This is a genomic window from Halorubrum trapanicum (assembly GCF_002355655.1).
Taxonomy (GTDB): Archaea; Halobacteriota; Halobacteria; order Halobacteriales; family Haloferacaceae; genus Halorubrum; species Halorubrum trapanicum_A.
This window is the reverse complement of sequence record NZ_AP017569.1, coordinates 944,392-958,995: the sequence shown is the minus strand read 5'-3', so window position 1 is coordinate 958,995 and position 14,604 is coordinate 944,392. Positions and strand designations below refer to the sequence as shown.

At 70.8% G+C, this 14,604-nt stretch carries 13 protein-coding genes; 7 read left to right on the top strand and 6 right to left on the bottom strand.

Annotation, left to right across the window (positions count from 1 at the left end):
* Positions 1–318: 318 nt before the first annotated feature.
* Positions 319–906 carry a GNAT family N-acetyltransferase gene (locus CPZ01_RS04680; RefSeq protein WP_096393662.1) on the bottom strand — a complete coding sequence of 196 codons (588 nt, stop codon included), beginning with the start codon at positions 904–906 and terminating at the stop codon, positions 319–321.
* Positions 907–1,019: 113 nt separating this feature from the next.
* Here CPZ01_RS04680 and CPZ01_RS04675 point away from each other — a divergent pair, with 113 nt between their 5' ends.
* The gene (locus tag CPZ01_RS04675) at positions 1,020–1,298 is read left to right on the top strand and encodes a DNA-directed RNA polymerase subunit L (protein WP_096393661.1); all 279 of its coding nucleotides are present in this window, start codon (positions 1,020–1,022) and stop codon (positions 1,296–1,298) included.
* Positions 1,299–1,454: 156 nt separating this feature from the next.
* Positions 1,455–2,483, top strand: coding sequence for a glycosyltransferase family 4 protein (locus CPZ01_RS04670; RefSeq protein ID WP_096396130.1), 1,029 nt, complete (start codon positions 1,455–1,457; stop codon positions 2,481–2,483).
* 33 nt (positions 2,484–2,516) lie between these two features.
* On the opposite strand, the gene CPZ01_RS04665 is transcribed toward CPZ01_RS04670, so the two are convergent.
* Positions 2,517–2,840 carry a DUF7510 family protein gene (locus tag CPZ01_RS04665; protein ID WP_096393660.1) on the bottom strand — a complete coding sequence of 108 codons (324 nt, stop codon included), beginning with the start codon at positions 2,838–2,840 and terminating at the stop codon, positions 2,517–2,519.
* Between the two features lie 155 nt (positions 2,841–2,995).
* Here CPZ01_RS04665 and CPZ01_RS04660 point away from each other — a divergent pair, with 155 nt between their 5' ends.
* The 4 genes from CPZ01_RS04660 (at position 2,996) to CPZ01_RS04645 (ending at position 7,335) form a co-directional block, all read left to right on the top strand.
* Entirely contained in the window at positions 2,996–4,270 is a 1,275-nt protein-coding gene (locus CPZ01_RS04660) for a Single-stranded DNA binding protein (protein ID WP_096393659.1), read from the top strand.
* A complete protein-coding gene (locus tag CPZ01_RS04655; RefSeq protein WP_096393658.1) occupies positions 4,267–5,877 on the top strand; it encodes a hypothetical protein in 1,611 nt (536 codons plus the stop codon). The genes CPZ01_RS04660 and CPZ01_RS04655 overlap by 4 nt, the downstream gene beginning before the upstream one ends.
* The gene (locus CPZ01_RS04650; protein ID WP_096393657.1) at positions 5,877–6,662 is read left to right on the top strand and encodes a metallophosphoesterase; all 786 of its coding nucleotides are present in this window, start codon (positions 5,877–5,879) and stop codon (positions 6,660–6,662) included. Before CPZ01_RS04655 ends, CPZ01_RS04650 begins: the two co-directional genes overlap by 1 nt.
* 94 nt (positions 6,663–6,756) lie before the next feature.
* Complete coding sequence (locus CPZ01_RS04645; protein ID WP_096393656.1) at positions 6,757–7,335, top strand: putative phosphothreonine lyase domain-containing protein; 579 nt, start codon at positions 6,757–6,759, stop codon at positions 7,333–7,335.
* Between the two features lie 25 nt (positions 7,336–7,360).
* On the opposite strand, the gene CPZ01_RS04640 is transcribed toward CPZ01_RS04645, so the two are convergent.
* The 4 genes from CPZ01_RS04640 to CPZ01_RS04625 all read right to left on the bottom strand — a co-directional run bounded on the left by CPZ01_RS04640 (position 7,361) and on the right by CPZ01_RS04625 (position 13,138).
* Entirely contained in the window at positions 7,361–7,822 is a 462-nt protein-coding gene (locus tag CPZ01_RS04640; protein WP_096393655.1) for a Zn-ribbon domain-containing OB-fold protein, read from the bottom strand.
* Positions 7,819–8,979 (bottom strand): thiolase family protein, encoded by a 1,161-nt coding sequence (locus tag CPZ01_RS04635; protein WP_096393654.1) that lies wholly within the window; start codon positions 8,977–8,979, stop codon positions 7,819–7,821. Before CPZ01_RS04635 ends, CPZ01_RS04640 begins: the two co-directional genes overlap by 4 nt.
* A 75-nt stretch (positions 8,980–9,054) precedes the next feature.
* Positions 9,055–11,469, bottom strand: coding sequence for a DNA mismatch repair endonuclease MutL (gene mutL, locus CPZ01_RS04630; protein WP_096393653.1), 2,415 nt, complete (start codon positions 11,467–11,469; stop codon positions 9,055–9,057).
* Between the two features lie 535 nt (positions 11,470–12,004).
* Positions 12,005–13,138 (bottom strand): ABC transporter ATP-binding protein, encoded by a 1,134-nt coding sequence (locus CPZ01_RS04625; protein ID WP_096393652.1) that lies wholly within the window; start codon positions 13,136–13,138, stop codon positions 12,005–12,007.
* A gap of 204 nt (positions 13,139–13,342) precedes the next feature.
* Here CPZ01_RS04625 and CPZ01_RS04620 point away from each other — a divergent pair, with 204 nt between their 5' ends.
* On the top strand, positions 13,343–14,602 hold the full coding sequence (locus CPZ01_RS04620) for an extracellular solute-binding protein (RefSeq protein ID WP_172863929.1): 1,260 nt from the start codon (positions 13,343–13,345) through the stop codon (positions 14,600–14,602).
* Positions 14,603–14,604 lie beyond the last annotated feature (2 nt).

Here is a 14,604-nt window from a genome sequence, read left to right as displayed (position 1 = left end):
TGCGGTGCGGGGTGGGGTGCTGTGCTGTGCGGTGCGGGGTGGGACTCAAAGGGGCAGCCGGGAGGGCGGCGCAGGCGACGTAAGCACCGCAAGGAGCGAGCGACGTGAGCGACTGAGGAGCGCAGCGAGCGTGCGCCGCCCTCCCGGCTGGGGCTTTGGAGGTGTTCACCGCTGATCCGCTATCAACCATTTATAAATAATTGGTTGGGATGTTGGCAGGATTCTCCGCCGATCCGCCAACCGCTATTTATAAGCAAACGATTGGGTATTTGGCGGAGTCCATCGTCGATCCGGAATCTCCGACTTATAAATAGTCGCTCACTTCACGTCTCGCGTCAGCTGGTTCCGATACGGCTCGAACCCCCGTTTCTCGTAGAACGCCGCCGCGCGCTCGTTGTCGACGTCCACGTCGAGCCGGAGTTCGCCGCAGTCCCGCTCGCGCGCATCTACCGCTGCTCGCTCCAGCAACCGGTCCGCCAACCCACTCCCTCGGTACGATTCGTCCACGTAGATGTCTCCCACAACGAGCCGGTCCGGCCGGTCGAACACCTCCGGACACGCGTCGACGCTCGTCGAGACGAACGCGACAAGGTCGTGGTCCGGATCGGGGACCCCGGCGGGCGCGGGCTTCTCGGGGTCGAGGCGTTCGGGACCGAGCGTCCCGGAATCGACGCCGTCCGGAGCGAGTTCCGAATCGACCGATACGACCCACAGCCGGCGGTCCGCGTTCTCGCGGAGCAGGTCGCGCCGAAACTCCGTCTCGGCCGCGATCAGCTCCTCGTCCGGCCGGTCGGCGAGCGCGTGGCTCTCCGCAGCGGCCGCGAGATCGCGGTGGTAGGGGAGCCACAGTTCGGCGGCGTAGCGGCGGAGGGCGTCCTCGTCGGTCGGTAGCCGTCGGATCTCCATAGGGCGGCCACCGGAGCGGGCGGCATACGCTTTCGGGTCGCGTGCCACCCGTCCGCATCCGTCGATATTCGGGAGACGAAAGCTTGAAACGCCGCTCGCCCGACCTCTCGGGTATGGAACTGCGGGTCATCGAGAAGACCGACACGGAACTCCACATCGAGATCGCGGGCGAGGACCACACGTTCATGAACGTGCTGAAGGGCGCCCTGCTGGAGTCGGACGACGTCGCGGCCGCGACCTACGACATGAACCCCGAGCAGTCCGGGGGCCAGACCGAGCCCGTCCTCACCGTCAAGGCCGAGGAGGGCGACCCGCTCGACGTGCTCGCGGACGCCGCCGAGTCGATCACCGAGCGCACGGACGCGCTGCGCGACGCGGTCCGCGCGGCCTGAGCGGGGCCGACTCCCCTTTCGGCCGGGCTCTCTCCGGTTCCTTCCACTCCTCTCTCCGATTCCCTCTACTCCCTCTGTCCCGCTCCACCGCACGCCACGAGGGGCATACCTAAGTGCCGACTCCCGAAACGGGGGTGTATGCCGCCGAGCGTACTCATGCTGGGGTGGGGGTTCCCGCCGAACATCACCGGCGGGCTCGACGTCCACGTGGGGGAACTGTTCACCGGGCTGCGCGACGACCTCGGCGTCGACGTGACGCTGGTGTTGCCCGCGGAGTTCGCGCCCGACGACGAGCCCGGGCTCGAACCCGTCGAGACCGGCGAGGGCGACGTCGCGGCGCGCGTCGGACAGCTCTCCGACCGGTTCGCCGAGCTCGCGCCCGACCACGACGTGATCCACACGCACGACTGGTTCGGCTACGGTCCCGGTCGCGCCGCCGCCCGCGAGTCCGACGCCACCTGGGTCTCCTCGTTCCACTCGCTGGCGAGCGACCGCAACATCGACCCGCCGAGCCGCGAGGTCGAGACCGAGCGCCGGCTCGCGAACGCCGCCGACACGAACATCGCGGTCAGCGAGATCGTCCGCGAGGACATCCGAGAGCTGTACGACGCTGACTCGCGGGTCGTGTACAACGGCTTCTCGACGCCGCAGTTCTCCGGGAAGGACGTGCGCGAGGACCTCGGCATCGACGGCGAGATGCTGTTCTTCGTCGGCCGCCACACCGACCAGAAGGGGATCTCCCACCTCCTGTACGCGACCAAGAAGCTCCGCGGCCGCGACGTGACGCTCGTCGTCGGCGGGTCGGGCCACCAGACCGAGCAGCTGAAGCGGTTCGCGGAGCTGCTCGGCATCGACGACCGCGTCGAGTTCGTCGGCTACGTCCCCGAGGCGGAGCTGGGCGACTACTACGCCGCTTCCGACGCGTTCGTCTCGCCCTCCTACGCGGAGCCGTTCGGGATCACGATCACCGAGGCGCTGGAGGCGGGGACGCAGGTCGTCGCGACCCGCTCCGGCGTCGCCGAGGTCCTCCCCGACGGCTGCCTCGTCGAGGTCGAGACGGACTCCGAGTCGATCGTCGACGGGCTCATCGAAGCGCTCGACCGCGAGGAGCCGCCGCAGTACGAGCGCCGCGAGTGGGGCGACGTCGCAGAGGACACGCTCGCCGTGTACGAAGACGTCGCCTGACCCGTCCGAATCCCCCTTTCGCGAAGCCTTCCGTCAGTCCTCTCCGCCTCGGAACACGTCGAACTCGGTCACCGGCTGCGGGTGCGTGACCCGGAACCCGTCCGCGGTCTCCATCACGCCGCGCGTGCTGCCGGTCGCCCCGCCGTACGGGCTCTCCTCGCCGCCGGCGCCGGCGCCCTGGTACGGCGAGGTGTACGGCGACCCCCCGACCGGGTCGTCGAACCCCTCGGGCGGGAGGTAGATCCGCTCGCCGTCGTCCGACCGCACGACGACGGCGACGTCCCTCGTGCCCGTCACGTCGATGACCGTGCGGTCCTCGGCGATCCGCGCGTCGACATTGATGTCGGTGTCGTCCATGTGGACTCCTGCGACCGGGAGCGGTTTAGCTGTGCCGGCGACGCGACGGGGGTCACCGGCCGTCGAGGCCGCGACGCCCCGGGGAGCGCCGACCCGGCGCGGGTCGCCCGAGCGGTGGTGAATCCTTTTGTGCGGCGGCGCCGAACCTCGCTTCGATGGACGTCAACAGCCATGCCGAGGAGCTCGCCTCCGACCTCGGCGTCGACAAAGAGGAGGTCAAAGCCGACCTGGAGAACCTACTGGAGTACAGCGTCCCGATCGACGAGGCGAAACAGAGCGTCCGCCGGAAGCACGGCGGCGGTGGCGGCGGGTCGTCGCCCACGCCCGACGCCGTCGACGTCGGCGAGATCACGACGGACCACGACGGCGTGACGGTCACCGTTCGCGTGCTCACGCAGGGGACGCGCACGATCCGCTACCAGGGCGACGACCTCACGATCCGCGAGGGGGAGGTCGCCGACGAGACCGGCGTCATCTCCTACACCGCCTGGCAGGACTTCGGCTTCGAGCCGGGCGACTCGCTGACGATCGGCAACGCCGGCGTCCGCGAGTGGGAGGGCGAGCCGGAGCTCAACCTCAACGACTCCACCACCGTCGCCATCGCCGACGAGCCGGTCGAGGTCGACCGCGAGGTCGGCGGCGACCGCAGCCTCGTCGACGTCACGGCCGGCGACCGCGGGCGAAACGTGGAGGTCCGGGTGCTGGAGGTCGACGAGAAGACCATCTCCGGCCGCGACGGCGAGACGGACATCTTAGAGGGGGTCGTCGGCGACGAGACCGCGAAGCTCCCCTTCACCGACTGGCAGCCGCGCTCCGAGATCGAGGCCGGCGCCGACCTCCGGATCGAGGACGTGTACGTCCGGGAGTTCCGCGGCGTCCCCTCGATCAACCTCACCGAGTTCTCGACGGTCACCCCGCTCCCCGACCCGGTCGAGGTCGCCGAGGACGCCCCCCGCCTCTCGGTCGCCGACGCGGTCGGCTCCGGCGGGATGTTCGACGTCGAGGTCGTCGGCAACGTCTTGGAGGTCCGCGACGGCTCCGGGCTCATCGAGCGCTGTCCGGAGTGCGGCCGCGTCGTCCAGAACGGCCAGTGCCGGAGCCACGGCGACGTCGACGGCGAGGACGACCTCCGCGTGAAGGCGATCCTCGACGACGGGACGGACACCGTCACCGTCGTCCTCGACGACGAGCTCACCGCCGAGGTGTACGGCGGCGGCCTCGACGACGCCCTCGACGCCGCGAAGGACGCGATGGACAAGGAGGTCGTCGCCGACGACATCGCCGACACGCTCGTCGGGCGCGCCTACCGCGTCCGCGGGAACCTCTCGGTCGACGACTACGGCGCCACCCTCGACGCGGTCGAGTTCGAGCTCGCGGACGACGACCCGGCCGACCACGCCCGCGCCGCGCTCGCGGAGGTGGGCGAATGAGCGACGACGGGCCGGGCGCGCGGGAGGTCGCTTACCGGGTGTTCGCGGCCGAGTTCGACGACGCGTCCCTCTCCTACTCCGAGAGCGACGAGGAGCGCGCCCCGAACTACGTCGTCACGCCGACCGGCGCGCGGGTGAACCGCCTGTTCACCGCCGGCGTGCTCACCGAGGTCGAGCGCGTCAACGACGAGACGCGCCGCGGCCGCGTCGTCGACCCCTCCGGCGCGTTCGTCACCTACGCCGGCCAGTACCAGCCGGAGGCGCAGACGTTCCTCGAACGCGCCGAGCCGCCGGCGTTCGTCGCGCTCACGGGCAAGGCCCGCACCTTCGAGCCGGAGGACTCCGACCGCGTGTTCACCTCCGTCCGCCCGGAGAGCCTCAACGAGGTCGACGCCGACACCCGCGACCGGTGGGTCGTCTCCGCCGCGGAGGCCACGCTCGACCGCCTCGCGGTGTTCGCGAAGGCGCTCGACTCCGACCTGCGCGGCGAGGAGCTCCGCGCGGCGCTGGAAGCGGGCGGCGCCCCGGCCCCGCTCGCGGCCGGGATCCCGAAGGCGCTCGACCACTACGGCACCACCGCGGCCTACGCCGAGGCGGTCCGCCGGCTCGCGGTCGACGCGCTGGAGCTGATCGCGGGCGACCGCGACGAGGTCCGCGCGCTCGACATCGCCCCCGACGAGGGCGAGGCGACCGCGATCGGCCCGCTCCCCGAGACCGACGTGACGGTCGCGGAGCCGGTCGCGACGGTCGAGGGCGACGAGGCCGCGGGCGAGAACGCCGGCGACGAGCCGGAACCGCCCTCCGAAGAGACCGATGTCGAACCGACCGCGGAGTCGGAATCGAGTGCCGACGCTGCGTCGAGTGCCGACGCCGGATCGACCGAGTCGGAAATCGACGAATCCAGCGAACCCGAGACGGACGACGCGGTCGAGCCCGAACCGACTCCGGCCGACGAGTCAGAGTCGCTCGGCGATGCGGGAGACGCATCCGAGACGACCGACGACGTCGCCGATACTGACGACGGTACCACGACCGACGACGGCGGCCTTGGCGACTTCGACGCTGGCGGGGAAGCGGACGCGACGACGGAATCCGACGGCGACGCGGACGCGACCCCGGACCTCGACCCGGACGCGGACGCCGACGACATGTACCAGCTCGACGACGAGGAGCGCGAGGAGATCGAGTCCGAGTTCGGCACCGACTTCGCGACCGGGACCGAGGTCGACGAGCCCGGCGAGGCCGACATCGACGTGCCCGACCCGGAGGAGCTCGGCGAGGAGGCCGAGGACCCCGCCGCGGCCGCGGACGACGCGGTCGCGGCCGGGTCCGAAAGCGACGAGGCCGACGCGGCCGACTCCGCGACCGCCGACGTCGAGACCGAGACCGACGCCGACGCCGAGGCGGACGACGTCGACCTCGAAGCCGCGGCGGTCGCGGCGATGGGCGACCTCGACGACGGCGACGGCGCGCCCCGCGAGGCGGTCGTCGAGCGCGTCGCCGACGAGCACGGCGTCGACCCCGGCGCGGTCGAGGACGCCATCCAGGACGCGCTGATGAGCGGGCAGTGTTACGAGCCCGGCGACGGGCTCCTCAAGCCGATCTGATGGCGCGGGGCGAGCCGACCACCGTCGAACCGGTCGTCGGCGAGCCGGCGGCCGTGGCCGACCTCAACGACGAGCGGGCGCTGCTCGTCGCCGACGTCCACGCCGGCATCGAGGTCGGCCTGCGCTACGAGCGCGGCGTCGAACTGGACTCCCGCGCCGACGCGCGGCGCGAGCGACTCTGCGGTCTCGTCGCCGAGACGGCCGCCGACCGGCTCGTCGTCCTCGGCGACCTCGCGCACCGGATCGGAGCGCCCGACGGCGACGAGCGCGCGGAGCTGGAAACCCTGATCCGCGCCGTCACCGACCGCGTGCCGATGACGCTCGTCGAGGGGAACCACGACGCGGGCGTCGCGGCGGCGTTCGCGGACGACCTCGACGTGATCGGCGCCGGCGGCGGCGTGCTCGGGGATACCGTCGCCGTCTGCCACGGCCACACGTGGCCGGACCCGGCGCTCCTCGACGCCGACGTGGTGTGTATGGGCCACGAACACCCCCAAGTGCGACTGGAGGACGCGGTCGGCGGCTCGCGCGTCGAGCGCGCGTGGCTCCGCGGCGAGCTCGACCCCGCGGCGTTCGCCGAGGACGGCGCGGACGGTGTCGGGGACGCCAGCGACACCGACCCGCCCGAACTCGTCGTCTTCCCCGCGTTCAACGAGCGGTCGGGCGGGACGTGGGTGAACGTCGAGGGGCAGTCGTTCCTCGCGCCGTTCCTCCCCGCCGCGCTCCCGGCCGGGGACGCGTACCTGCTCGACGGGACGCGGCTCGGCGACTACCGCCGGATCTGAGCGCCGCGAGCCAGTCTCCCTAGCGCCGCGGGCGCGTCCTCTCGTCGGGCGTGACGGCCGGGACGGTTTTGCCTCGCGGCGCGCAACCCGTCTTATGGTCACAGACCGCTCGCCCACCGAAATCGACGAGGAGGGGTGGCACTGGCTCCGGGTCAAGCACGTGACCGGATTTCCCAGGCAGGCCCGCGACGGCTACTTTCCGGACCACGACGTGACGCGGCCGGCCGCGACGAGCGAGGCAGACCTGCCGGGAGTCGACCCGAAGCGAGTGGCGTCGCTCCCGGCCGACCCCGAGACCGTCCGCGACGTCGACCGCCTCGCGCTGGAGACGACGTACCTGAGCGGGAAGTGGCTCGTCGAGCGCCCCGCCGAGACGGTCGACGAGTTCTGGGAAGCGGTCGTCGAAGATGTCGAAGCCGGGCGGTTCTGGGACGCGGAGGTCACGACCCGCGCCGGCCGCGAGGCGTTCGGCGAGACGGACCACGCCGTGCTGGTGTTCACGCCGAACTACTTCGGTCGGGCGGACGTCGAGCGGGTGCGGCGCCGGCTGCGGGAGGTCCACGGGGCGACCGAGGAGATCCGGTACCGACCCGACGTGTACACGCTCGACGGGGTCCACGAGGAGCGGCTCGGCGCGCTCGCCGCCTCCGACGCGGCGCGGTTCCGGGTCTGAGGCTCGAATCGGGGGAGAAGTCCGGCTACTCGACCGGTCGGAACCGGAACCCGTCCCAGTCCTGGCTCTCCGGCTCGCGGATGCCGGCGCCCGGCTCGCGCAACTCGTCGGCGTACACCGGCTCGACGCGGTCGCCGATGTCGACGTCGAACGACTTCCCGGAGTCGTCCTCGCGCTCCGCGATCTGCCCGAGCGCGCGGACCGGCGGGCCGTCGTACTCGTCGCCCATCTCGAACTCGACGATCGCGAGCGTGTTCGGCTCGCGGACGCCCGGGGGCGTCGCGGTCGAGGTCGTCCACGTGATCACCCGGGCCTCGTGTTCGCGGAGGTCGACCGTCCCGACGCGCTCGGCGCCGTTCGGGCTCACGGTGTGGGGCGGGTAGGTGACCGTCCCGTCCGCGTACTCCGCCGCCTCGAACGTCGGTTCGTCGCCGCCGGACTCCTCGCCGTCGCTTCCGGTCGCGTCGTCGTGCTCGTTGTCGCTCATTGGCTTCCCTCCAAGACGGTGGTGGTCACGCAGTTCCCGAACCCGCCGACGTTACAGGCGAGCCCCGTGTCGGCCTCGACCTGTCGCGGACCGGCGTTCCCGGTGACCTGCTGGTAAATCTCGTACACCTGTGCGACGCCGCTGGCCCCGAGCGGGTGGCCCTTCGACTTGAGCCCGCCCGAGGTGTTGATCGGGAGCTCGCCGTCGCGGTCGGTGACGCCCTCCTCGACCGCCTTCCACCCCTCGCCCTTCTCGAAGAAGCCGAGGTCCTCGCTCTGGAGGAACTCGAGGATGGTGAACATGTCGTGGAGCTCCGCCACGTCGACGTCGTCCGGGCCGATCCCGGCCATCTCGTAGGCGATATCGGAGGAGTCGACGACGCCGCCCATCGTCGTCGGGTCCGCGCGCTCGTGGACGACGTGGGTGTCGGTCGCGCCGCCGATCCCGCTGATCACGGCGTAGTTGCCGTCGGGCGCGTACTCCTCGGCGACGGACTCGGGACAGAAGACGAGCGCCGCGGAGCCGTCCGTGATCGGACAGAAGTCGTACAGCCGGAGCGGGTCGGCGACGACCGGCGAGTCGAGCACCGTGTCGAGGTCGACCTCCTTCTGAAACTGCGCGTGGGGGTTGTCCACGCCGTTTTTGTGGTTCTTCACGGCGACCTTGCCGAGGCTCTCGCGCGGCGCGTCGTACTCGTCGAGGTAGAGGCGCGCGGTGAGCCCCGCGAAGGAGGGGAGCGTGACGCCCTGCTTGTACTCGACCGGGTGGGTGAGCGACGCGATCACGTCGGTCGCCTCCGATGTCGTCCGGTGGGTCATCTTCTCGCCGCCGACTAACATCGTGAGGTCGCTCGCGCCGGAGGCGACCGACTGCCACGCGGCGTACACGCCCGCGCCGCCGGACGAGGAGGTCTGGTCGATCCGCGCGGTGTAGGCCGGCTGGGCGGCCAGGTCGTGGGCGAGCGCGTTCGGGACGCCGGTCTGTCCCTCGAACTCGCCGCTGGCCATGTTCGAGACGTACAGGTGGTCGAGGTCGTCGCCGTCGACGCCGGCGTCGTCGAGCGCGGCCGCGCCCGCCTCCGCCAGCAGCTCCCGAACCCAGGCGTCGCGCTGCCCGAACCGGGTCATCGACGCGCCGACGATCGCTACGCGTTCCATGTCCGCGGGTCGGACGCGGTCGCCTAAAACGTACCTCTCTGCGGTCGGTGGGATGGGGAGGCCTTCCCAGCCGACTCACTCCGCGCGCCGCCCGCCGTGGCCCGGGTAGTCGCGCTCGAAGCGCGACCCGATCTCGTCGCGGTCGAGCCGGATCACGACCGGGCGCCCGTGCGGGCAGGCGTACGGGTTCTCGCAGGCGTCGAGGCGGTCGAGGAGGTCGACGACCCGCCCCTCGGTCAGCGAGGTGTTCCCCGTGACGGAGGGGTAGCAGGCGAGGTCGGCGAGCAGCTCGTCGACGACGTCCGCGACCGGCTCGTCGCCCGCGGCCGCGTCGTCGACCAGCGCTGAGAGGACGTCCCGCAGGAGGTCGGGGTCGAGCGCGGCGTCGAAGACCGCGGGGACCGCCGTCACCGCGACTTGCCGGTCGCCCGCGCGTTCGGCCCGGAACCCGATCGCGTCGAGGTCGTCGACGAACTCCTCGAACAGCGCCGCCTCGCGCGCGGTCAGCTCGATGCGGACCGGCTCCGCGAGCGCCTGCGCGTCCGCGCCGTCCGCGAAGGCCGCCTTCAGCCGCTCGTAGTTCACGCGCTCGTCGGCCGCGTGCTGGTCGATCAGCACGAGCCCGTCGGGCGCCTCGGCGACGACGTACGTCTCGTGGAGCTGGCCGAGTACCCGCAGCGAGGGCAGCGAGTCGAACTCCCGCTCGCGCTCGGTCGCCTCGCCGTCGAGGGTCCGCTGTCGCGCGGCGGGTCGGGGTCGGGAGTCCGACCGTCGCGCGTTTCCGCCGACGGACGCCTCCCCGCCGCTCGCCGCCTCTCCACCGCCCGCCGTTCCGTCGCGGTCAGGTTCGCCGCGGTCAGGTCCGGTGCGGTCCAGTCCGTCACCGGGCGACGGGGAGCCGTTCGGGTCCTCGACGCTCGCGGCGTCGGCGTCCCGGTCGACCGCGCTGCTCAGGGTCTCGGCGTCGTCGGCCTCGTCCCCGGCGCCGACGTCGGTCGGTCCTCCCGGGTCGCGCTCCGTCGCGTCTTCCTGCCAGCTTCGGGGAGAGGGCCGGTCGCCGACCGCGTCGTCGCCCGCGCCGCCGCCCAGCCCGTCGACCGCCCACGCCGCGTCGTCGTCCGGGTCCAGCTCGGTCGGACTGGCCGGGTCCACGCCGTCCGCGTCGGACGAATCCGCGACGTCCGCGTCGGTCGGACTCGCGCCGGTCTCGCGGTCCCCGTCCGTAGTCCCTCCGGAGTCGGTCGATTCGGTCGAGTCGGTCGTGTCAGTCGGCTCGGTCGGTTCCGTCGACTCGGCCGATTCAGCCGCGCTCGCGGGCTCGCGCCCCTCGCGCGCGGCGCGCTCGTGGCCGGTGTCCGCCCCGCCGACAGCCTCGGCGTCGGGCGTCTCGGGACTGACCGCGGTCTCGTCCGGCGCCGACTGGCCGCGGGGCGCCGTCGAGCGGATCAGGCCGTGGTCGAGCAGGGCCGACTCGACCGCGTCCTCGACCGCCGATCGGACCGCGGGCTCCTCGTCGAAGCGGACCTCCAGCTTGCGCGGGTGGACGTTCACGTCGACGTCGCCGGGCGGGACCTCGACGAAGAGGACGGCGAACGGGTAGCGGTCGGGCGCCAGCTGGCCGCCGTAGGCGTCGAGGGTCGCCTCGCGGAGCGCGCTCGCGGTGACGTACCGGCCGTTGACGTACGTCGAGAGGTAGTCGCGGGTCGAGCGCGCCGTCTCGGGGTGGGAGACGAGCCCCGTCACGCGCCGGACCGGCGCGTCGTCTCCCGTTCCGTCCTCGTCCCCGTCCCCGCCGTCGGGCGCCCAGTCGACGTCGATCATCGACTCGGCGACCTCGCGGCCGTAGACGGCGAGGACGGCCGAGCGGAGGTCGCCGTTCCCCTCCGTCGCGAACGTCTCGCGGCCGTCGTGCTCTAAGGAGACCGCGACGTCGGGGTTCGCCAGCGCGTAGCTCGTCACCACGGTGTTCACGTGGTCGAACTCCGTGGCCGTCCGCTTGAGGAACTTCTCGCGGGCGGGCGTGTTATAAAAGAGGTCGTCGACCTCGACGGTCGTGCCCGCCGGGCAGCCCGCGGGCCGGACCTCTCCGACCTCGCCGCCCTCGACGGTGATCTCCGCGCCCGCCTCGGCGTCCGGGGGGCGCGACCGCACCGTCAGTCGGGAGACGGCGCCGACGGTGTACAGCGCCTCGCCGCGGAAGCCGAGCGTGGCGACGCCGCGGTCGAGGTCCTCGATGTCGCCGATCTTCGAGGTGGCGTGCTCCGCGACGGCCGCCTCCAGCTGATCTTCGGGGATGCCGACGCCGTCGTCGCGGACGCGGATCCCCTCCGTGCCGCCCGACTCGACCGACACCGCCACGCGGCTCGCGCCCGCGTCGAGGCTGTTCTCGACCAGCTCCTTCACGACGCTCGCGGGGCGCTCGACGACCTCGCCGGCCGCGATCCGCTGGACGGTCCGCTCGTCCAACCGCTCGATGTCTGGCGGCTCCATGTTACCGTCCGTCCGACGAGCGCGCACTTCAAGCCGTTGTCGCCCGCGGCGACGCGAGACGGATTGAAGCCCAGCGAGCATGCCCTTTATAAACAAATGCGGTGGCGCGTGCCTGCGAGGCCGCTCTGCGGCCGAGCAGCACGCGCGAGGGAGTCGGTGGTCCGGAGCAACGCGGAGGACCACCGACGAGGCTGGGGAGGCGTGAGGCGCGGTGCGGTCGCGGCCGGGCGGGACTCAAAGGGGCAGTCGCGAGGCGGGCGCAGGCGAAGTAAGGACCGCAGAGAGCGAGCGAAGCGAGCGACTGAGGACCGCAGCGAGCGTGCGCCCGCCTCGCGACTGGGGCTTTGGCGGTGTTCTCTGTCGCTCCGCCAGAAATCATTTATAAATAAGCAGATCAGAAACCGGAAGCGGCCATCGCGGCGTCAGCAGTTTTCAGGTAGACCTGTCAGGTTCCGATAAGACTCGATCTCGCCACGGGGAGAAAGTACGAACGATCGGTTCACACGTCGGGGGTGTCCCCGAAACCCGACTCTAATTAAGCGACCGCGGCCGCGATCTCCTCGTCGGTGAGGAACACGTCCTCGCCGGTCTCGGGGTCGAACAGGTGGATGTCCGCCTCGTCGAAGGAGACGCCGACCTCGTCGCCGGCCTCGGGGAGCACGTCCGCCGGCGCTCGCGCGAGGAAGTCCTCGGTCACGTCGAGGTGGACGTAGTTGTCGGAGCCGATCGGCTCGACGACCTCGACGGTCGCGGTCAGCGTCTCCTCGCCGGTCGGCTCCTCGACGACCTCGATGTTCTCCGGGCGGATCCCGAGCGTGTACGGGCCGCTCTCGAACTTGTGGCCGGCGACGTACTCCCGGCTGAGCGAGAGCGAGAGCCCGGAGGACTCGTCGCGGACCGTCGCGGTCGTCCCGTCGGTCTCGACGTCGACGTCGAGGAAGTTCATCGACGGCGAGCCGATGAAGCCGGCGACGAACTCGTTGACGGGGTTCTGGTACACCTCGGTGGGTTCGCCGACCTGCTGGAGCTCGCCGTCGTTCAGGATGGCGAGGCGGTCGCCCATCGTCATCGCCTCCTCCTGGTCGTGGGTGACGTACATCGCGGTGACGCCGAACTCCTTCTGGAGCTTCTGAATCTCCGCGCGCATCTCCGTGCGGAGCTTCGCGTCGAGGTTCGAGAGCGGCTCGTCGAAGAGGAACACCTCGGGCTCGCGCGCGATGGCCCGACCGAGCGCGACGCGCTGCTTCTGCCCGCCGGAGAGCTCGTCCGGCTTGTCGTCGAGGAGGTCCTCGATCCCCATCATCTCCGCCATCTCCCGGACGCGCTCGTGGCGCTCCTCCGTCGTCATATCCGTGCTCATCTTGAGCCCGAACGCCATGTTCTCGCGGACCGTCTTGTGGGGGTATAACGCGTAGTTCTGGAACACCATCGCGACGGGACGCTCCTTCGCGTGGACCTCGGTGACGTCCTCGTCGTCGAAGCTGACGGTACCGGTGGTCGGCTCTTCGAGCCCGGCGACCATCCGGAGCGTGGTCGTCTTCCCGCAGCCCGACGGCCCGACCACGGTCACGAACTCCCCGTCGTCGATCTCAAGGTCCAGGTCGTCGACGGCGACGATGGTCCCTCGGTCGAACTCCTTCCGGAGCGTGTCGAGCGTGACGCGTGCCATTTCCCTGATGACCGGTCCGCTGGCATATGAGTTCTTTGCTGTTTTTCTGATATATGGTGAATAATCTCTTCTCAAATATCGGCAACACCCACTCGCCGAGTCGATCGTCGATCTTCACAGTCGACACGGATCGATCCGGATCGATCGGGACGTACCCCAAACACTAAATGTATGAAAATATAATTCATCATTTGTTCTAGCCACATGAACGAGAAACGTAGAACGCTGCTCAAGGCGATGGGGGGAACGACTGCGCTCGCGGGACTCGCGGGCTGTATCAGCACCGGCGGCGACGGCGGTGACGGGTCCGACGGAAGCGATGGCGGCGACGGCGAGAGCGGCGGCACCGCGACGCTGTGGACCGACCTCTCGGACGGCGAGGACGAGGCCATGTCCTCGTACATCGACGAGTACGAGTCCGAGAGCCCCAACACGATCGAGAAGAACGAGCCGGGCGGCGAGCTCGACCAGCAGCTCGAAACCGCGATCCCGGCCGGCGAGGGGCCCGACTCGTGGATCTGGGCGCACGACTGGATCGGCCGGTTCGCGGTCCGCGAGGAGCCGCCGTTCCTCTACGACGCGAGCGACGACGTCGACGCCTCGCTGGACGTCTTCACGGAGACCGCCCAGGAGGCCGTCCAGTTCGACGGCGCGCTCCACGGGCTCCCGTTCGCCTCGGAGACGGTCGCGCTGTTCTACAACGAGGACATGGTCGACGAGCCGCCCGAGACGTTCGAGGAGATGCTCTCGGTGATGGACGAGTATCACAACCCGGAGAACGGCGAGTACGGCCTCTCGTACCCCGTCACGGACCCGTACTTTGCTAGCGGGTTCATCCAGGCGTACGGCGGCGACATCTTCGACACGGAGAGCCTCGAGACCGCCCTCGACAGCGACGCGTGTAAGCGGGGGATGGACGCGCTTGAACAGCTGTTCGACTACGTGCCGGCCGACCCCGGCTACGAGTCGCAGATCGTCGCGTTCGCCGACGGCGCCGCGCCGTTCGCGATCAACGGCCCGTGGGAGATCGCGAACCTCGGCGAGGAGATCGAGAATCTCGGCGTCACGACGCTGCCGACCGTCGACGGCAACAACCCCCGGACGTACTCGGGGATCCAGACGTTCTACTTCAGCGCGATGCTGTCGGACGCCGACCAGCCGACGGTCGACGCCGCGACGGGCCTGGCCGAGTGGTACACCACGAACGAGGACATCATCGAGACCAACGCCGAGGAGCAGGGGTACATTCCCGTCCTCTCCTCCGTCGTGGAGGACGGCGACCTCTCCGCCGACGTTCAGGCGTTCGCTCAGCAGGTCGACCACGGCGTGCCCATCCCGACCCACCCGAACATGAACGCCGTCTGGACGCCGCTGACCGAGGCGCTGACCCGCGTCTTCAACGGCAATCAGGAGAGCGGCCCGGCCCTCGACCAGGCCGCGTCGGAGATCCGGGAGAACCAGTAGGC

What these genes read in the sequence shown, in the direction of transcription:
- CPZ01_RS04620 (WP_172863929.1), top strand. Translation starts at nt 13,343, where the DNA reads ATGAACGAGAAACGTAGAACGCTGCTCAAGGCGATGGGGGGAACGACT.
- mutL (WP_096393653.1), bottom strand. Translation starts at nt 11,469, where the DNA reads ATGGAGCCGCCAGACATCGAGCGGTTGGACGAGCGGACCGTCCAGCGG.
- CPZ01_RS04640 (WP_096393655.1), bottom strand. Translation starts at nt 7,822, where the DNA reads ATGAGCGACAACGAGCACGACGACGCGACCGGAAGCGACGGCGAGGAG.
- CPZ01_RS04645 (WP_096393656.1), top strand. Translation starts at nt 6,757, where the DNA reads ATGGTCACAGACCGCTCGCCCACCGAAATCGACGAGGAGGGGTGGCAC.
- CPZ01_RS04635 (WP_096393654.1), bottom strand. Translation starts at nt 8,979, where the DNA reads ATGGAACGCGTAGCGATCGTCGGCGCGTCGATGACCCGGTTCGGGCAG.
- CPZ01_RS04680 (WP_096393662.1), bottom strand. Translation starts at nt 906, where the DNA reads ATGGAGATCCGACGGCTACCGACCGACGAGGACGCCCTCCGCCGCTAC.
- CPZ01_RS04655 (WP_096393658.1), top strand. Translation starts at nt 4,267, where the DNA reads ATGAGCGACGACGGGCCGGGCGCGCGGGAGGTCGCTTACCGGGTGTTC.
- CPZ01_RS04665 (WP_096393660.1), bottom strand. Translation starts at nt 2,840, where the DNA reads ATGGACGACACCGACATCAATGTCGACGCGCGGATCGCCGAGGACCGC.
- CPZ01_RS04650 (WP_096393657.1), top strand. Translation starts at nt 5,877, where the DNA reads ATGGCGCGGGGCGAGCCGACCACCGTCGAACCGGTCGTCGGCGAGCCG.
- CPZ01_RS04625 (WP_096393652.1), bottom strand. Translation starts at nt 13,138, where the DNA reads ATGGCACGCGTCACGCTCGACACGCTCCGGAAGGAGTTCGACCGAGGG.
- CPZ01_RS04670 (WP_096396130.1), top strand. Translation starts at nt 1,455, where the DNA reads ATGCTGGGGTGGGGGTTCCCGCCGAACATCACCGGCGGGCTCGACGTC.
- CPZ01_RS04675 (WP_096393661.1), top strand. Translation starts at nt 1,020, where the DNA reads ATGGAACTGCGGGTCATCGAGAAGACCGACACGGAACTCCACATCGAG.
- CPZ01_RS04660 (WP_096393659.1), top strand. Translation starts at nt 2,996, where the DNA reads ATGGACGTCAACAGCCATGCCGAGGAGCTCGCCTCCGACCTCGGCGTC.